Origin of the sequence: Gluconobacter sp. P1C6_b, from assembly GCF_018811945.1 — a bacterium.
In the GTDB taxonomy this organism is placed as follows: domain Bacteria; phylum Pseudomonadota; class Alphaproteobacteria; order Acetobacterales; family Acetobacteraceae; genus Gluconobacter.
The window spans coordinates 46,870-65,639 of the sequence record NZ_JACRVU010000003.1; the positions used below are offsets into that span (position 1 = coordinate 46,870).

General features: G+C 63.6%; 18 protein-coding genes. 7 read left to right on the top strand and 11 right to left on the bottom strand.

Annotated features, from left to right (window positions below):
* Positions 1–61 precede the first annotated feature (61 nt).
* The 11 genes from KP701_RS03390 to KP701_RS03440 all read right to left on the bottom strand — a co-directional run bounded on the left by KP701_RS03390 (position 62) and on the right by KP701_RS03440 (position 10,932).
* On the bottom strand, positions 62–997 hold the full coding sequence (locus tag KP701_RS03390; RefSeq protein ID WP_215745721.1) for an ROK family protein: 936 nt from the start codon (positions 995–997) through the stop codon (positions 62–64).
* Between the two features lie 165 nt (positions 998–1,162).
* A complete protein-coding gene (locus KP701_RS03395) occupies positions 1,163–1,648 on the bottom strand; it encodes an NADH-quinone oxidoreductase subunit B family protein (protein ID WP_215745723.1) in 486 nt (161 codons plus the stop codon).
* Positions 1,645–3,132: a hypothetical protein gene (locus KP701_RS03400; protein ID WP_371818880.1), complete on the bottom strand. Its 1,488-nt coding sequence runs from the start codon at positions 3,130–3,132 to the stop codon at positions 1,645–1,647. Before KP701_RS03400 ends, KP701_RS03395 begins: the two co-directional genes overlap by 4 nt.
* The gene (locus KP701_RS03405; protein ID WP_215745957.1) at positions 3,081–4,172 is read right to left on the bottom strand and encodes a hypothetical protein; all 1,092 of its coding nucleotides are present in this window, start codon (positions 4,170–4,172) and stop codon (positions 3,081–3,083) included. The genes KP701_RS03400 and KP701_RS03405 overlap by 52 nt, the downstream gene beginning before the upstream one ends.
* Entirely contained in the window at positions 4,172–4,693 is a 522-nt protein-coding gene (locus KP701_RS03410; RefSeq protein ID WP_215745724.1) for a hypothetical protein, read from the bottom strand. Before KP701_RS03410 ends, KP701_RS03405 begins: the two co-directional genes overlap by 1 nt.
* Positions 4,690–5,559, bottom strand: a complete 870-nt coding sequence (locus KP701_RS03415; protein ID WP_215745959.1) for a hypothetical protein — start codon at positions 5,557–5,559, stop codon at positions 4,690–4,692. Before KP701_RS03415 ends, KP701_RS03410 begins: the two co-directional genes overlap by 4 nt.
* Entirely contained in the window at positions 5,559–6,911 is a 1,353-nt protein-coding gene (locus KP701_RS03420; protein ID WP_215745725.1) for a hypothetical protein, read from the bottom strand. The genes KP701_RS03415 and KP701_RS03420 overlap by 1 nt, the downstream gene beginning before the upstream one ends.
* Positions 6,912–6,923: 12 nt before the next feature.
* Positions 6,924–7,769: an aldo/keto reductase gene (locus KP701_RS03425; protein ID WP_215745726.1), complete on the bottom strand. Its 846-nt coding sequence runs from the start codon at positions 7,767–7,769 to the stop codon at positions 6,924–6,926.
* Positions 7,770–7,790: 21 nt separating this feature from the next.
* Positions 7,791–8,915 (bottom strand): aromatic ring-hydroxylating dioxygenase subunit alpha, encoded by a 1,125-nt coding sequence (locus KP701_RS03430; protein ID WP_215745728.1) that lies wholly within the window; start codon positions 8,913–8,915, stop codon positions 7,791–7,793.
* Between the two features lie 84 nt (positions 8,916–8,999).
* Entirely contained in the window at positions 9,000–9,443 is a 444-nt protein-coding gene (locus KP701_RS03435) for a DNA polymerase III subunit chi (protein ID WP_215745730.1), read from the bottom strand.
* A 16-nt stretch (positions 9,444–9,459) separates the two neighbouring features.
* Positions 9,460–10,932 (bottom strand): leucyl aminopeptidase, encoded by a 1,473-nt coding sequence (locus KP701_RS03440; protein ID WP_215745732.1) that lies wholly within the window; start codon positions 10,930–10,932, stop codon positions 9,460–9,462.
* A 102-nt stretch (positions 10,933–11,034) separates the two neighbouring features.
* Between KP701_RS03440 and KP701_RS03445 the strand changes: the two genes are divergently transcribed.
* The 7 genes from KP701_RS03445 to KP701_RS03475 are packed head-to-tail and all read left to right on the top strand — an operon-like array spanning position 11,035 to position 18,769.
* Entirely contained in the window at positions 11,035–11,685 is a 651-nt protein-coding gene (locus KP701_RS03445) for a hypothetical protein (protein WP_215745734.1), read from the top strand.
* 50 nt (positions 11,686–11,735) lie between these two features.
* Entirely contained in the window at positions 11,736–12,533 is a 798-nt protein-coding gene (locus KP701_RS03450; protein WP_215745736.1) for a 3'(2'),5'-bisphosphate nucleotidase CysQ, read from the top strand.
* Positions 12,530–13,543, top strand: a complete 1,014-nt coding sequence (locus tag KP701_RS03455) for an L-threonylcarbamoyladenylate synthase (protein ID WP_215745737.1) — start codon at positions 12,530–12,532, stop codon at positions 13,541–13,543. Before KP701_RS03450 ends, KP701_RS03455 begins: the two co-directional genes overlap by 4 nt.
* A gap of 2 nt (positions 13,544–13,545) precedes the next feature.
* Positions 13,546–14,028 (top strand): hypothetical protein, encoded by a 483-nt coding sequence (locus KP701_RS03460; RefSeq protein WP_215745739.1) that lies wholly within the window; start codon positions 13,546–13,548, stop codon positions 14,026–14,028.
* A gap of 57 nt (positions 14,029–14,085) precedes the next feature.
* Positions 14,086–15,258, top strand: a complete 1,173-nt coding sequence (lptF, locus tag KP701_RS03465) for an LPS export ABC transporter permease LptF (protein ID WP_215745741.1) — start codon at positions 14,086–14,088, stop codon at positions 15,256–15,258.
* The gene (gene lptG, locus KP701_RS03470) at positions 15,255–16,445 is read left to right on the top strand and encodes an LPS export ABC transporter permease LptG (protein ID WP_215745743.1); all 1,191 of its coding nucleotides are present in this window, start codon (positions 15,255–15,257) and stop codon (positions 16,443–16,445) included. The genes lptF and lptG overlap by 4 nt, the downstream gene beginning before the upstream one ends.
* On the top strand, positions 16,445–18,769 hold the full coding sequence (locus tag KP701_RS03475; protein WP_371818881.1) for an LPS-assembly protein LptD: 2,325 nt from the start codon (positions 16,445–16,447) through the stop codon (positions 18,767–18,769). Before lptG ends, KP701_RS03475 begins: the two co-directional genes overlap by 1 nt.
* Position 18,770: the final 1 nt, after the last annotated feature.

Here is an 18,770-nt window from a genome sequence, read left to right on the forward strand (position 1 = left end):
AACAAAAAAAAGGCCGCCCGGTTATCCAGGCGGCCTTTTTCATATCCTGTATGTGACGGACTTATTCCGTCACGTCCCACAGCCATGCCGCACCACGTACGCCGGAGCTGTCACCATGCTTGTTCCGCACGATCGGCGTTGTGCAGACCGGCGTAATCACATGCTTGGCCAGAAGCGGCGGCACACGCTCATACAGCGTGTGCAGGTTGGACACGCCACCACCGAGAACGATCACATCCGGGTCAAGAAAGTTGATGACCATCGCGCAGGCCCGGGCAAAACGCTCGGTATAACGGCCCAGAGCTGCGATCGCAGCCTGATCGCCATTGGCGGCCGCATCTTCGATCCCGGCCGTATTGCGATGACCCGGGCCCTTCCAGTCCGCCGCCAGTGCCGGACCGCACAGATAACGCTCCATGCAGCCCTTGTTCCCGCAGAAGCAGTCACGCGCGGGCATGTCTTCTTCCGTCGGCCAGGGCAGAGGCAGATGCCCCCACTCTCCTGCAATATGATGACGCCCTTCAAGAACGCGGCCGTTATTGACGATGCCCGCCCCCATGCCGGTCCCGATGATGACACCGAACACCGTCAGCATGCCCTTGGCCGCACCATCGGCCGCTTCGGACAGGGCAAAGCAGTTCGCGTCATTTTCCGTCCGGACCGGACGCGCCAGAGCGGATTCCAGATCCTGACCGAAAGGCTGGTTGTTCAGCCAGGTCGCATTGGCGTTCTTGATCAGACCGGTCTCAGGGGAGATCGATCCGGGGATGCCGATGCCCAACGTGGACGTATGCTGCCCGGCCGAAACGCGGTGGCTCGGCACCGCGCCCAGACGGCGGTCCACATCCGTCACCAGATCACGAATGGCCAGAACGGCTTCATTATAGATACCGGGATTGGGAATGCGTTCACGCAGGACGAGATCGCCCGAACGATTCAGAACGGCAATTTCGATCTTCGTGCCACCAAGATCAATTCCAAGGCGATAATCAGCCATCTCTAGCCCTGTGCTCTATACGGTGACCTGAAAGACAGGCGACCGAACCTCATGGAAAACGCATCCAGTGCGTCCATCTGCTTTAACGCGAAACCGTGTCACGGCAAGCCGTCGGGGGACAAAACTTCGTTGTTTCAGGAAAATTCCGACACCCGGACAAACCGTTCAGACCTGCGCCAGTTCCTGCAAAGCCCGCAGAATATCGTCGGGCGACGGCGGACATCCCGCAATCGAACGCCGCACCGGTGTCAGCGCCTTCAAGCCCCCCAGCGTCGCATAACCGGCCGGAAAAGGACCGCCATCCACCGCGCAGGCTCCTACAGCAATCAGGCTACGGCCTGGCGGCATGGCCCGCCACACCCGGTCAACCATTTCGGCGCAGACGCGCGTCACCGCTCCAGTCAGCAGCAGCCAGTCCGCATCCGCCGGATCGCTCACACAGACAAAACCCGCCTGCTCCAGCGCGAACGCACTGCCATTGAGGGACTCGATCTCCATGAAGCATCCCTCGCAGCCACCGGTCTCAAGGACATACAGCCCGATCGGACGCTCCCGCCGCGGAACTGCTCCTTCCGCAGACGGCCGCCCGCGCGTTGCATCCATGAAAGCGTAAAGCAGGCTCAGAGGCCCCGTCCGTTGCACAGTCTTCACAGCGCAATCCCCGCCGGTGAAATCCCGATCGAGCCCAGAGCCGCCGGCACCCGGCTGACAGGATAGCCCCGCAGCATCGCGCCCAGAACCGGAAGAAGGGACACGCCCGGGTCCCGCACATGCAGACTCTCGATCCGCCCGTCTTTCAAGCGCACCCAGTACCACACGTCTCCGCGCGCGCCCTCGGCCACACCAATACCCTCATCCGTCCGGTCCGGCGCGGGCTCGTCGTCTTCCAGACCGATACTCCCCAGGATCCGCTCCAGCAGCTTCAGGGAGTCGCGGATTTCCGCAAGCCGCAGTCCTTCACGCGCCCGGGCATCCCCCTGGCTCGATCCTGTCGCCCGCAACGCTTCCAGCCGCATTCCGGCCTCCCGCCGCCGCATATCCATGCTGCGACCGCTCGCGCGCCCGGTCACGCCCCCCACGGCAAAGCGCTCCGCAAGCCGCACATCCAGAACCGCGAACCCGTCCAGACGCGGCGCAAAAACCCGGTGAAGTTCTTCCAGCGCCGCAAGACGGGGCTGCATCGCCGCATGAACGGCCTGAGCCAGTGGCACGATCTCAAGACCTTCGCGAAACCCGTCACAGGCCACCATATCCATCAGACGACGCGAAACCCCCTGCTCCGCACAGGCCCGCGCAATGGCTTCCCGCGCATGATCGCAATGCGTCGCGAACAGTTCCGCATCCACACCCCGCGCCGTCCGGGCCATATCGAACAGATGGAGCGACATCCGCTCGATCTCCAGCAGAAGCATCCAGACATCCCGGATCCCCGGTCCCGGAACCAGTCCACGCGCCTGCGCCACAGCCCTCGCAAAGGCCAGCGGATGCGCCACGAACCCACCCGCCGTCATCCGCGACACCAGCGGCATGGCCTCTTCCGGCGTCCGTCCCAGCAGGCGCGACATGACCCCGCGATGCGCCCCGCCTGCACAGACCTCCACACTCCGGACCTTGCCCTTCAGAACCTCGAAGGACAGCTCCAGCGGTCCGCTTAGCCCCGTTTGCTCGGGACGCAGCAGATGGCGTCCCGCCAGCGGCCGCAATCCTCCCGCCGCCGGTCCCGGACGGGACGACAGCGGCCAGGTGGACGTCCAGCCGCCCTCATCCAGCGCCGGCGCTCCGTTCCCGCGGGCATCCATCGCTTCCACGCCATACAGGTCATACGCCACGCGTTCGCCCCACTCGGCCCCCGCAAAACGCGAGGACGGCGCGAGATACCGCCGCTCTTCCACTGCCGTACTCGCCACAAGCGGGCGATCCCCTTCCAGCAGCAGCACATAGGCACGGGCATCATCCGCCCAACAGGATATCAGCGGCAGCGTCGTACCCGGCGCGGACAGCATCGCGCTCCACTGTTCGGCATCAAGATGATAATGCGACAGCGCAACCCGCTCGCCGCTGCGGATCATCCGCCCCATACCGATCATGGCCGCCACCCCGTCACCGGATGCCAGATCAGAAACAGCGGACCACACAGCCCCCCCAGCAGCAGAACCGCCTGCATCACCGCCACCATGCCCCGCTCTCCCCGCGCAAACGCCGGCAGAAGCGTCCTGTGCCGCACAGACCACAAAGCAGGCAGCAGACACACCACCAGCAGAACAAGCTGCTCCGTTTCAAGCGAACGCCCGATCCCGACAAGTGCAGAGAACACCGGCCAGGGCGCAGCTCCGGCCGCGATCCCGTCCTCGCCATCAGCCGCCCCACGCAGATCCAGAACCGCAAGCCCGAGCGCCGCAAGCAGCAGCAGGACCAGCGCCGTGCCTTCCCCGGTCGCGGCCGCCAGGGCCCCCAGGGCAGACAGCATCGGCAGGGACATGTTCCGGCCCGAAGAGCGTGACGAGACGAGCATGATGATCGTCCCGAACCCCGCAATCAGCATCAGCAGATGAACCAGTGGATACGCACTCAGCCGGAACATCAGCATGAGTGCCGAAAACCGCAGTCCTGTATCCATAAGTGCGGCCTCAGGCGCCGGAGCCGGCGACGGCCCAAGCCCCGCCACCATGCACAGCCCCACCGTCAGCAGCACCGCACCAAGCGACGACTGCTGCATCGGAAGAAGCGACGCCCCCAGAAGCCCCAGAACCACACCGCCCAGCCGGCTGCGCGCCATGTCCCAGACAACGAGCGCCCTGCGCGGCCCACGCCCCTCGCGCCAGGCCAGCAGAACCGTTCCCGCGCCACACAGGACCGTCACGGCAAAAGCCGAGTGAATGTTCAGTGCCAGAAGCGCACAGCCCGTCACCAGAAACGGCAGGATCCGCCCGGTCCGGTCCTGAGCCTGTGGCAGAAGCAGTGGAATGGCCGTCACGATACACGAACATGCCGCTGCCAGCGCATCCGTTCCCGGCATGAGCCAGACAGCCAGCGGCGTAATGACGAGCCCGGCCACGGCAAAGGTCTGACTGCTGGCGGACTGGCGGTTTTCCGGCGTCAGAAGGAGCAGAAACGCCGCCAGAAGCGGCCAGACCGTTACGGCAAACAGCGTTCCGACAGGAGCAAGCGGATGCATCACACGTCCTCCACCCTGCGCCACGCCAGACGCGGCAGAAGCGTCACACCCAGCGCCCCCAGAACACCCCACAGGCTCAGCGCCGCCGCAAAAAGCGGCCATGAATGCAGCACGCAGGCCACGACAACCAGCCCGTCCGCAGCCCGCAGAAGCCCGGTGAACTGAACCAGCGGCGTCCCCCACGCAGCACCGCAAAGACCGCCCAGAACCGCTCCGGCCCCCAGAACAGGCGCAAGCCCCAGACCCGCACCGGACAGCCCGAGCGCAAGCAGCAGCACAAGCGTCCCGACAACCGGCAGAACAGCGGCCCGGTCCGGCGCTTCAGGCGCAAACCGCCGCAGCCAGGCCCAGGCCAGCACATTCAGCCCGACCAGCGCCGCGGACGTCAGAAGCGCCATCAGCCCCGAACAGACCGTCGCCCCCGCGAAAGCACAGACCGCCCCGTAAAGCGGTAGCCCCCTCCCGTCCTTGCCCAGCCCCGCCAGCGCCAGAAGCAGCAGTAATCCAAACCCGACGATCATGTGCCGAACCTCCCCGCCAAAGCCAGAAGAAGCGCCACCCCCGCAAACAGCGCCGTCAGCCGGGCACTCCGCTCCTGCGCCGTCAGACGCAGCCCGACCGCCACCGCGACCGTCAACACCAGCCGTCCGCCCAGCGCCAGCAACCCAAGCCACCAGCCCTGCACGCCACCCTGCACCAGCCCCACACTCACCGGCAGCGCCAGATCCGCCAGTAGCAGCAGCCAGCCGCAGTTGAGCACATCGGCAATACTGCGCGTGGCCTCACGTTCATGACGGTCCCGAAGTCCGGACAGCATCAGCGTCACGTCGTCCGAGCGCAAAGGCGGACATGCAATCCCGAGCGCCAGCGCACAGGCCGCCAGCGCCCCTTCCAGACCCGGCTCAGGCTCGATATGCAGCATTGCGCACAGACCGGACAGACCGTCCGTCCCCGGTGCGGCCAAAGCAATCAGGGCCTCGGTCAGACACAGGAGCAGAACTGCTGGCACCAGACGCGCCCCTTCGCCCTGCACCAGACCCGGCCCCAGAAATCCGCGTCCCAACAGCACGACCAGCCCGATAACAAGCGGATCAGCCAGTGACGATAAAACGGACCCGGTCGTGACTGCGGGCAGACACACAAGCGTCAGCACACCTGCCGTGAGGGCCAGCGCCGGACGTCCGCCCAGCGGAGCCTGCAACAGCGCTCTCCAGAAACGCATCGCCTGCAACAAACGGAACCGTACTGTCCCGACCGACCGCCCCGCCAGCCAGAACGGCAGGCTGTCCAGACACCAGCCCATCACCGGCGCCAGAACGAGAAGCAAGCCCAGCTGAAACAGCGCTTCCAGCACGGACAGCAGAATCAACCCGATCTCATGCCCCATCACGCCATCACTCCCAGCACCGCCAGAACGAGGCCAAGAAGCACAAGCCAGAGCCCCACCGCGCCCTGACGCAGATCGGGAAGGACAGGAGCCTTCACGCCCCGGACTGCCATGAAGCGACGCCGCCCTGCCACGATGACGCAACGTATTTTCCAGCCCAGGGACGGCGCTTCGTCAAACAGGCCGTCCCCTACCGAAAGCAGGTTTCCCAGCGCCGGAAGAAGCGTGGAGGCCGCCTGCACAATCCCGCCGGCAACCCGCCATGGACGCACCAGCACACACCACAGAACTGCCCCTGTCAGCACAAAAGCCGGCAGCCGCAGAGAGGCTCCATCCCCGCCGCCCATACGCCAGACTGGCCAGACCCATTCCCCCCCCATGAAATGCAGGACCGGACTGACCACTCCGAACACCAGAGCGGGCAGCAGCAGACTTCCAGCCCCCACCAGCAGGACGGAAACGCCCGAAACACGTCCCTGCCACGCACTGAACACCCGCCCCACAACCAGAATATCCGACAGACCAAGCAGACAGAGCAGCAGGGCAACCGCTACTCCAAGCACGCTCCACCCCTCGACGCCCGCAGCCATACCAAGCGCAGCGTGAATCCCGAGCCACAGGACAACCAGCCCCGGCAAAGGCGGAAACGGCAGCCGCAACACCGACAGCACCGGAAACACGCGTCCCAATGCGGCCGTCAGAACCAGCAGTGACAGATCGAGAAGTGTGGCTTCCAGTGCAATCCGGGCACAGACCGCAAGACCTTCCGCCTGCGCCGCCACGACCAGAACCATCAGAAGAACAGACCGCAAAAGCCCCAGATCTCCCGGACGACAGGCCCCGAGCACAGAGCGGCCAAGCAACCCGATCACAGCGGCCCCAAGCCCCGCAACAAGCTCTGCCGAAACCGCCGCCGGCGCATGCCAGACCAGCGATACGCCCAGAATACCCATCACGGCAGGAAATGGTCCGCCCTCCTGCTCGCCGCCAGACCGGCGCACCAGCGCGGACCAGAACAGGACCAGCAACACTGCCAGCACGACGAATGTCTGAGCAGGAAACAGCGCGGACAGCAGCAGAGCCGGAACGCTCCATACTGCCGGACAGGCCTCCCGGTCCTGAGCCGCGATCACACCCAGCGCGACAGCCTGAACGGCTGGCGACAGGCCCAGAACCGCAGCCAGCGTCGCCAGACAGAGAACCACGGCTCTCCCCGGCCGCCCCGGCTGCATCGCCTGCACACAGGCAGGAATGACCAGAAGCGCCAGGCAGAGAGAAACCGGATCAACGTGGAAAAGGGAGGCGAGAATATGCAGGGCGCGGTCCGGACAAGAGGTGGAAACGGACCGCAATCATCACGACCGTCAGATCATGGCGAGAGATACCTTGCGTTTCGGCGGAGGGAAAGCACTGTCCAGCGTTTTGAGATCCGCATCCGTCAGACTGATCTCCAGACTGGCCAGATTTCCGGCAACATGCTTTGGAGAGCCAGCCTTCGGAATGGCCATTACATTCGGCCGGCGCAGCACCCAGGCCAGCGCGATCTGCGCCGGATCAGCAGGCCCCAGGGACGTCTCATGCCGCGACGCCACGTCCTTCAGCGCCGGATGTTCCAGAAGCTCTCCACCCTGCCCGAGCGGCGAATACGCCATCGTCACGGTGTCCGATTTCAGATCATGATCCAGAAGATCGAACTCAGTTCCACGATGTTCCAGATTGTAGAGAACCTGGTTGACCAGACAGTTCCCCGACAGGCTCTCGACCTCCTCCATGTCATCGACATCGAAGTTCGAAACACCCCAGCCCCGGATCAATCCGTCATCCTTCAGATCCTCGAACGCGCGGATCGTCTCCTCAAGCGGCGTCCCCCCGCGCCAGTGCAGCAGATAAAGGTCCAGCCACTCCGTATCGAGATGCTTCAGTGAACGTCGGCACGCCTTGCGCACACCGTCATAAGACGCATTGGACGGCACGACCTTGCTGACGAGATAGACATCATCACGCATATCCGCGATGGCCTCACCCACCAGCTTTTCCGATCGGCCATTGCCGTACATCTCGGCCGTATCAATAACCCGCAGACCGGCCTCAAGCCCCTTGCGCAGGCTTTCGACCTCATCCGTATGCCGGGCCGCACTGTCGCCGACATTCCAGGTTCCCATTCCAAGCGCGGGAACCGTAACACCATTCCTGAGTGTGACTGTCTTCATGACTGTTTCCTGTCTGTGTCTTCAGACAACGACAGGATCAGCCGGCTGTTCCCTCGAAACTTCAGTCTGCGCCGTCGTATCCGTTCCCGGCGCGACACCGTTCTGCGCCAGAAGATCCCGCAGTTTCCGCACGATGGGGAAGACCTCGACGTTATGATCGCCCCCCAGTTCGCGCCAGGCATTCTGCTCCAGTTCCATGATTTCACGGTCTTCTTCAAAGATCCGGTGCGTGAAGATACCCAGCGCAGGCCAGATCATGTCGATCAGGAACGGCGTCTTCGGCCGCAGCACCGACAGCAGGCCGAAACACTGGGTGCTCATGCCATCCGCCATATTGGGCACATAAACGCTGAACAGTTCCATGATCAGATCGCCGTCCTTGTCATGGATTTTCAGGCTCTGATACGGATAGGTCGTGCGGATGCTGACGACCTCCTCGACCGGCTGCTCCCGGTTCGGATCATCATGATGCTTGCCGAAAATCAGGCGTTCCGCCAGGGGCTGCTGGTTTCCAGTCCGCGCGAAGCTGTAGCGCGCCTCGATGAAGTTCTCGCCCGCGTCCTGCCCAAGGAAACGCGCCCTGATCTGCCCCATCTGGCGGCGGTGCAGGAACTGATGGTTCATGTCCATCAGGTTTTCATGCATGAACGTGTAGTGGCATTTCACGACTGGACTGAAACGCCGCGTCTTGAACGCCGGATTGTCCACCTGCGCCAGAGGCGGCAACGGAACACTCTCCGCTTTTTCCGCATCGCCCGGGAAAATAAAGATCATCCCGCCCGCCTCACGACAGGGATACGTCTTCACACCATTCGGCAGCTTGCCCTTGCCCAGATACGGCACATCAATGCACCGCCCGGAACGGCCATAGGCCCAGCCGTGATAGCAGCACTGGACCGCCTCACCGCTGACCTTGCCCAGACTGAGCGGAACCTGACGGTGCGCGCAGCGGTCTTCGAGCGCGAAGACACTTCCTTCTTCGGGACGTACCAGTGCAATGGGAAAGCGCCCGAACCGTCGCCCGATCGTCTTGCCGCGCTTGAGATCCTTAGACCAGGCCAGCGGATACCAGAAGTCGGGATTGATATCGACGCGACGAAGATCAATTTTCAAAGGCGCGGGGGAAGAATTCGTGGGCTCTGGCACAGTCAGGCGTCCTCTCCAGTGGAATGAACGGCACCCCGGTTACGGAGCGTCTTCCATCAAGGGTCTCAGACACAATTTGAAACCTTACCCCGCCTTTTTCCAGCCCCGCTCTTCCTGTTTCCAGTACACGAGATTGTGACCGGAAGATTTCATCGCCACCCAGCGTTGTCTTGCCCGCTGAACAGATTGCGGATTTCCGCCATCGAACAGATCGAAAATCCTCGTAAAGGGCGCGAACTCATCGCTCCCCGCGCCATCCACGCGGAACAGAAACCGTGCCCCGTTTGGCACGTCCTCGTCCTCGGTCAGCCAGATCGGCTGCCGGTCTGCGTGGCCGCTTTTGGCGGTGCCATGCGGAAGCCAGACCGGATCTCGGCACGCCCAGAGCGCCGCATCCAGCGCCATGACCGCAGCCGCATCCGGACACCGCACAAGCGCACGCTCGCCCGCATCCAGCGTCCGACCCAAAAGGGCCGGAAGCGCTTCTTCAAGCGGCGTACGCGTCAGATGATAGAACCCGACATCCACAGCGTGGTCCCGCTCCTCAGGCGCTGGCTTCCTGGGCCTTCACGAAACAGTCCAGCAGACGCACACCAAAGCCGGTCGCACCCTTCGGCGCGATAGCGGACGCCTTGGTCTTCCACGCCGTCCCAGCGATATCCAGATGCGCCCAGTCCGTGTCGCCCACGAAGCGCTTGAGGAACTCCGCCGCCAGGATCGCACTGCCCGGACGGCCGCCGATATTCTTCATATCGGCAATGTCCGAGTTGAGCTCGCGGTTATAGGCCTCGCCCATCGGCATCCGCCACAGACCTTCGCCCACCTGCGCCCCGGCCTCGGCCAGTCCCTTCGCCAGCGTATCGCTGTTGCTGAACAGACCCGCGTTCTCGTAGCCAAGGCTGACCACGATCGCGCCCGTCAGCGTCGCCAGATTGACCATGAGCTTCGGGCTGAACCGCTTGCGCGTATAGGACAGCACATCCGCCAGAACGAGGCGTCCCTCTGCGTCGGTGTTCAGAACCTCGATCGTCTGACCGTCATAGGCCCGCACGATATCGCCCGGACGCTGCGCCCCGCCAGACACCATGTTCTCGACAAGGCCCACCACACCAATCGCATTGACCGGTGCCTTGCGACGGGCCAGCGCACTCATCAGGCCGATCACGGTCGCAGCGCCGCCCATATCGGTCTTCATCTCGTCCATGCCAGCTGCAGGCTTGATGGAAATACCGCCGCTGTCGAACGTCACGCCCTTGCCGATGAACGCCAGAGGGGCCTCGCTGCCACCGCCATCATGACGGACAATCACCGTCCGTGGCTTGTGGATGCTGCCCTGCGCCACACCCAGAAGCGCACCAAAGCCCAGCTCCGTCATGGCCTTCTCGTCGAGAACCTCAACCGTCAGGCCAAGTTCACGCAGTTCTTCAATACGCTGCGTAAAGGTCTGGGGATAAAGCACATTCGGTGGCTCGCTCACGAGATCCCGCGTCAGGATCACACCCTGCGACACCGCATCCAGAGCCGTCCAGCGCGTCTGCGCCGCCGCCACATCGGATACCGCGACATGCAGCGTCTTCAGAACCGGAGGGCTGGTGGGCTTCTTCGTGCGGTACACATCGAAATCATAGGACGCCAGACGCGCGCCCAGAGCCGCGTCCGGAGCAAACTGCTCCAGCCCTTCAGAAAGCGTCAGAACCGCGCTCTCGACACCGTCCAGCAGCCGCACCGCACGACCGGCCGCGTTCTCGACCGCCACGGCATCCACAGCAGCACCACCCTTGGGTTGCACGCCAGCGAGCACGATCTGCGACAGCCCCTCGGCCGGCGCCGGGAGCACCACGCTCTGCCCGGCCTCACCCTTGAAGCCTTTCAGCGCAACGGCGCGCGAAACCGCCCCGGCGGAAGCCTTGTCCAGCGCAGCAAACGTCTCACCAGACGCCGCATCGCACAGCAGGACAACAGCCCTGGGCGCATCCGCCGAAAATGCTGGAAGGGAATCGAAAATCACTGAAAGCATGATGGTCCTGTCGTCCGAAACATGAAGTCGTTGCCTCCGTTATCGGGAACACCGACCGCCCATACAAGTCCTCCCCTCACCCGGCATGAAGAAAGAACACCCATGCGCCGTTCTCTCCTGAAGCTCCTGCTCTGCTCCGGCCTCGCTTTCGCTGCACAGCAGGGTCATGCGGCTACCGCCAGCACCAGAAGCACTGCAGAAATCACGGACATCCAGCCGATCCTGATCGGCAACAGCCCCGTCACGGTTCATCCAGCAGGTTTCCCCGCCATGACCATCACCCCACTCTGGCGCGAAAACGGAAACGCATGGGGCTATACCCTGTATGCCGTCAGCACCCCCGATACCGTGCAGCCCTCCCGCACGACCCTCGTGGACACGCAGGACGCAGACCATAATGGTCGGCTTCTCGACATGTTGCAGGACATTCCCCACACCGGCGAAGACGCGATCCAAACCATCCATTTCGCATCCGGCCGCGTGAACGGGAAACCCGGACTCCTGCTGTTCGTGAGCACCCGCGATATCGGCACACATCCCGTCCCGCAACTGAGCCCGGCCCATATCCGCGTCTACCAGTTGACGGAAGGAGACGGAGAACCGGGCAGCACACCGTTCTATTTCGCGCTCCGCACCACGATTCAGTCTCCCGTCACGACATGCCACGCGGATATCGCGCTGAGTGCCGCGACGAAAATCATGTTTGCAAAATGGAACGGAGATCAGAAGCCTGTCCCAACCTGCCCGCAATAACTGCCGCATCAGCACATGACGCAAAAGCCATCTTGGAGTAGGCTGGGCGAATGACTTCTGCCTCACCCATCACCGTCCCTGCGGACGATGACCGCGCCCTTCTGGCCCTGGCGTTCCGGCTTGCGTCCGAAGCCTCGGACATCATCAACACCATCCGCGAACGCGGCTTCCGGACGGACATCAAGGACGATGCCTCCCCCGTCACGGAAGCGGACCACGCCTCCGAACATCACATCCTGTCGGGCCTGCGCGCGGCCTGCCCGTCCATTCCCGCCATCGGCGAGGAAGAAATGTCGGCCGGGATCCGGGTGAACGCGGAAGACGCCTACTGGCTGGTCGATCCCCTCGACGGGACACGTGGCTTTGCCTCGGGCGGAAAGGACTTCACCGTCAATATCGGCCTGGTCCGCCATGCCCGTCCGGTTCTGGGCGTGGTCGCCCTTCCCGGTTATGGCCTGATCTACAGCGGCGGACAGGGCCTCGGCGCCCACCGTTCAGACGGCACAAACAGCACGCCGATCCATACCGCCACGCCGCCTGCGGAAGGACTGCGCGTTCTGGCCTCGAGCCATCACGGCAATCCCGAACTTCTGGAACGCTGGCTCGCAGGCCGCAAGGTCGCCTCCGTCGAGAAGCTGTCGTCCTCGGTCAAGTTCATGCGTGTGGCCGAAGGTGCTGCGGATTTCTATCCCCGCTTCGGCCCCACGATGGAATGGGACACGGCCGCCCCCCAGGCCATTCTTGAAGCCGCAGGCGGCGCCCTGCTCGACGAGAGCGGCACGCCCCTGCGTTATGGCAAGCCGGACCGGCTGAACGGCTCATTCTACTGCACCGGAGGCGCATCTTGAGCGACACGCTTCATACCGAGCGTCTGACAGCCACCCCCGAGGGCATCCGCCGCGCCGCCGAACTCCTCAAGGCTGGAAAGCTGGTCGCATTCGGAACCGAGACCGTCTACGGCCTTGGCGCAATCGCCTCGTCCGATACAGCCGTTGCAAAGATTTTCGCCGCCAAGGGACGCCCGCGCTTCAACCCGCTCATCAGCCATCTCCCCGATGCTGAAAGCGCCTTCGCACAGGCTTCGCTGAGCGGCAGGATGGAAGAAATCGCCCATGCGCTGGCCGAGCGTTTCTGGCCCGGCCCCCTGACGATGGTGCTGCCCCGCTCTCCGGATTCAGCCGTCTCCGACCTCGCGGCGGCTGGCCTGTCCACGCTGGCGCTGCGTGTTCCGCGCGGCAAAACCGCCCTGGCCCTGCTCCGCGAAGTCGGTACTCCCGTTGCCGCCCCATCCGCGAACGTCTCGGGCACGGTCAGCCCGTCCGATGCGTTTCACGTCCTGCGCTCGCTGGACGGACGGATCGACGCGGTTCTGGATTCCGGCCCCTGCTCCATCGGCGTGGAAAGCACCGTGCTGGACCTGACCCGCGAAGTCCCCGTCCTCCTGCGTCCGGGTGGCGTAACGCTCGAAGAGTTGACCGAACTGTGCGGCTCCATCCGCCATCCGGACGATTTTTCCGAAATCGCCCCGGCCTCGCCCGGAAGACTGGCCTCGCATTACGCCCCGAGCCTACCCGTCAGGCTGGACGCGACCTCCATCGCCCCCGATGAGGCCCAGCTCGCTTTCGGCACGCCCCTTCCCGGCGCCGGACTGACATGGAACCTGAGCGAGAGCGGCAATCTTGAAGAAGCCGCGGCACGCCTCTTCGCCGGACTGCGCTTTCTGGATGCGGAAGGGACCCGTCGTGGCCTGAAAACCATCGCCGCCCAGTCGATCCCCCGCCATGGGCTCGGCCTCGCCATCCGGGACCGTCTTCGCCGCGCCGCCGAACCGCGCCCCCATGACGCGCGCCAGACCTGAGCATGGCCCGCGCCCCGGACCCCAGGGAAATCAAGATCCTGTCGGACATTCTGGCGCTGGTTCTGGATGAACAGCCGGGCCATGCGGCGACCGCTCTGGAACGGATCCGCCAGATGGCCCGGCGTGACGGTGTCACGGGCGGCGCGCTGAAAAACCTGTTCACCACCCGCATCGGAACCATATCCGGCAAAGACGAAACCGACCGCGAAAAACGTCTCCGGGAGCAGATCTCCGGCCTCGAACGCCGCCTCGGCCAGAGCGAGTCCGACACCCGCACCGCACAGACGCGCCTGGGACGCTGCCAGAATGATCTGGGGCTGATCCAGATGGAACTGGCAACCCTGCGCATGCAGAGACCCTGGCGCTACATCGCCATCGTCTTCGCCGCCGGTGCGGGTCTTCTGGTCGGCATTGCCGGAACACAATTCTATCACAGCCTGTCGGTCACAAGGGCGCCCATCGACCGGGCCTCCTATCTGCGATAGAAACTGTTTCGTTTTTTCGCCTTCCTCCCGCCACGCGCTAGGGATAGATGAAGGGCCATGGCCTCATCCTCCGGAACCTCCGGGCGGCAGATCCTGCCTCTGCTCGACCGCTACATTCTCCGCCAGCTTCTCATCGCCCTGCTGGCGCTGACGGGAGGAGCGACGGCACTGATCTGGCTGACCCAGTCGCTGCACTTCGTCTCGATGGTGGTCCAGCACGGCCTTTCACTGCGGGTTTTCATCCAGCTCACCTCGCTGATGCTGCCATCCTTTATCGCCGTGATTCTGCCGATCACGACATTTCTCGTCGTGCTTTTCACCTATCAGCGGATGGTCGGCGACCGGGAACTCACGGTCATGCGCGCGGCCGGCCGCTCACCGCTGGAACTTGCGAGGCCAGGGCTGCTCTGCGCGTTCTTCTCGGTGATCCTGTGCTACGTCCTGACCCTGTGGCTCGCGCCCGTTTCGTACCATGCGTTCCATCGATACGAGTTCCAGATCCGCAACCGCATGGCGGCCTTCCTGCTTCAGGACGGCGTATTCACCAGCCTGTCCAACGACATGACGGTCTATGTGCGCGGCCGCACCAGTGACGGTCAGCTGCATGGCGTGCTGGTCGAAGACGATCGCGACCCCGATTCCCACACCACGATCCTCGCGGAACGCGGCACCATGGTCGTAGTCAACGACCAGCCGCGCGTCGTCCTGTATGACGGCTCGCGCGAGGAAATCGACCGCCATACAGGACGGCTGAATGTCCTGACCTTCGGACGCAACACCATCGATCTCACCTCGTCGCGCCAGCACAACCACGAAGACCGGGACCCGGACGAAATGTCCCTGCGCGAGCTGTTCCATCCCGATCCTCATGAAGTCTCAGAGCGCGACCGTGGCAAGAACATCGTCGTGGGATGGCGTCGGCTCACCTCACCGCTGACGGCCCTGTCCTTTGCGATGATCGGTCTGGTCACCGTGCTCCGGGGGGCCTTCTCCCGTCACGGCAATATCACGCGCCCCCTGATCGCCATCCTTACGGTCGTCGGGCTGCTGGCCATCTCGCTCATGCTCCAGAACCTCGCCGGGCGGCACCTCGCGCTGGTGCCTCTCATCTGGCTTGAGGCCATTCTCCCGGCCGTCGTCTGCGCGGGCATGCTGTTCCTCGAACAGTGGACCGGAACCGTGCGTCAGACCGCCCCGGCCACCCTGACATCCCCGGGGCCCGCCCGATGAGAGCCATCCCGTCCCCCCGTCTGGGCCCCTGGCTGACATCCCTGTTCCAGGCACTCAGCACCCGCGACGAACATGCCGGGTTCTCCACGACCCTGGCGATCTACATTGCGCGGCAGTTCATGCTGAGTACCCTGTCCATGGTGCTGGCCCTGACCGGGCTGGTGTCCCTGTTCGATTTCATCGACCTGCTGCGCCGCGCGGCAACCCGGCCCAACGTCCCGGCCAGCCTCATCGTCAAGATCGCGGCCCTGCACGTTCCTTACTACATCATCTACGTCCTCCCCTTTGGCATCCTGCTGGGCGGGATCGTCTGCTTTTCCCGCCTGACGCGCTCCTCCGAACTCATCGTGGCGCGCGCCGCGGGCATTTCCGCCTGGCAGTTCCTCGCCAGCCCGCTGGCGTGCGCCCTGCTGACCGGCCTGCTGACGACAACCGGCATCTCGGCCCTGTCCTCGACCATGTTCCGCAGCGCCGAAATGCTCGACCAGACCTATCTGCGCACCGGCGGCGGCCCCCTGACGCTCAATGGAGGCGCCCTGTGGCTCAGACAGTCCGATGACGGTCTGGTTCCGCACGGTGTTGCGATCCTGCATGCCCAGGACGTCCATCTCATTGACGGCGCACTGAAGGTTTCGGGCGTCTCGATCTTCCGCCTCGATGACCGGGACCGCCTGATCGTCCGCGTCGAAGCGCCCCAGGGCGCGCTGGGCGATCACCAGTGGATCCTGCACGGAACCTCGGTGCTCCACCCCGATCACCTGCCGCAGCAGATCGGAGACATGACCCTGCCCTCCGATCTGACGGTCAGCCGCGTTCAGGAAAGTTTCGCATCGCCGGACACCCTCTCCGTCTTCGCACTTCCGGGCTTCATCAGCCTTCTGGAGCGCTCGGGATTCCCCTCGATCCGGCACAGACTTCATTTCCAGTCGCTACTGGCCCTTCCCATTCTGGCCGGGACCATGGCATTGGTATCCGCAGGCTTCTCGATGCGCCCGACACGGCGCGGCGGCGTAGCCCGGATGCTGGGATCGGGAATCGCCGCAGGCTTTGCGCTGTTCACCATCTCGAAAGTGGCCGAACAGTTTGGTGAATCCGGCGCCCTGCCGCCGGTTCTTGCCGCATGGGCGCCGACAGGTGCGGGGCTCTGCCTCGCGGTGGCCCTTTTGCTGCACATGGAGGATGGTTGATGACGGTGCCCCTGTGGCTCCCAACACGCGCCCGCAGACGCGCTTCGTTCGTCGGGGCCACGCTGATGGCTGGAACCGCGCTCGTGGCGCCGCAGAAGATGTCTGCCAACACGATGCAGCGCGACAATTCCCACGTCATCGTCATCGGAAAGCCAACATCCCAGACCGATCCCCTGACCTACCTTGCGGATAGCGAAAGCTATGCCAAGAACGGCCTGATCACATGGGAGGGCAATGTCCGCGTCTGGCAGGGCGATCACGCCATGCGCGCCGACCGCGTGACCTATGACCGCAGCACCGGCATCCTGTCCGCCAAGGGCCATGTCGCCGTCGTGGAACCCGATGGCAGCACGACCTATGCCGATTATGTCGAGTTCAGCCATGGCATGCATGACGGCATCGGCAGCGGCATCTATATTCGCATGGAAGACAACGCCAAGCTCGCTGGCAACGGCATGCGCCGCACGAACGGGATGCTCAATGACCTGACGCATGCCGTCTACACGGCCTGCAAGATCTGCGAGAAGAACCCCGACCTGCCTCCGTTCTGGCAGTTCCAGGCCTTCGACGCGACGCAGGACGTGCAGCACAAACGGCTCGAATTCGATCATGCCTGGCTGAAAATGCTCGGTCTGCCGGTTTTCTATTTCCCGTTCTTCTCCATGACCGATCCGTCCGTCAAACGGCAGAGCGGCTTCCTGATGCCGGGCATCAGCCCGCATGACCGCTATCTCGGCACCTATTTCACGCTCCCTTATTTCTGGGCCATTGACGAGCAGCAGGACCTGACGGTCCGCGGCCTCGTCTCCACCAAGACCGGTCCCGAACTGACGGCGCAGTACCGCAACCGCATGAACTTCGGCTCCGTCGATGTCACGGGCGGCGTGGCCTACGACACCCATAACGAAAGCGAGTACACCAACACCTTCGGCAACAATGTCGGCTCATCCAGCGAATATGGTGTGCAGGGCTATGTGTTCGGTCGCGCCAATTTCGCCCTCGACCGCAACTGGCAGCTTGGCGCCAACATCAACGTCGCCAGTTCCGCCAACTACATGCGTGACTACCGCGTCCCCGGCTACGGTCAGGAAATGCTGAATTCCAATCTGTTCCTCGAAGGATACGGCATTGGCTCCTATATGCGTCTCGACGGACAGGCCTATCAGGGCCTGAATCAGGGCACCATCCGCAACTCCGACCTGCCCTGGGCACTTCCGCGGCTGACCTATGCCTTTCAGGGACAGCCCGACATGTTCGGCGGCCGTCTCAGCGTTCAGACGACCGACTTCAATCTGTACCGCAAGAACGGCATCAATGATCAGCGAGGCGAAGCGGCCATCCAGTGGGACCGCCCGTTCCACAACAGGCTCGGCCAGCAGTTCCTGCTGACGGCCCGGCTTGATTCCATGGTCTATCACGCTACCCAGGCCTACCAGCAGCCGACCTACTACACGAACGCCGGAGGCAACCATCTCGTCGGGCAGGTCCAGCCAACCATCGCCCTGAAGATGAACTGGCCGTTCCTGCGCAGCTTCGCCAAGGGTCACGGCTCACAGATCCTGGAACCGATCGCCCAGATCATTGCTGCTCCCAACACCGGCAACTCGCAGAACCGCAACATCCCCAACGAAGACAGCCTGTCCTACGAGTTCACGGACACCACGCTGTTTTCCCTCAACCGCTATCTGGGCACGGACCGTCTCGACGGCGGCCTCCGCGCGAATGTGGGCATCCATCAGAACTGGTCCTGGAACGGCCACGCCATCGACATGCTCGTCGGCGAAAGCTTCCAGGAACATATCGACCACAACCGCCTGCCCTATTCCGGCCTCGACCATCACCTGTCGGACCCGGTGGGGCGCCTGCGCGTCAGCCCGAACCAGTATGTCGATGTCACGGCCCGCGGCCGCTTTAACCCGTGGACCCACCAGTTCGACTACGGCGAAGGTCTCATCAGCACCGGCGTTCCGATGTTCCGCCTGACAGGTGGCTACGTCTATGCACCCGTGACACCATATTATTATTATGCGACAGATTTCCGCGAATCCGGCCCGAACGCGCCATATCTGGTCAAGACGAGCGAAGTGACAGGCGGATTTTCAGCCCACTGGCGCAATTACCATGCGTCCGGCTTCTTCCGTCGCAGCCTGTCCCGGAAACAGTTCGTCGCAAACGGTGGCACGATCGGCTATTCCAATGACTGTTTCGGGCTGGATATCATGTACATCAAACAATACACCCGTATCGGCGGCGAACAGCGAAACGAGACCATCCTGTTCAACTTCACGTTCAAGACGATCGGCACCTTCGGAATCAACGGTTGAG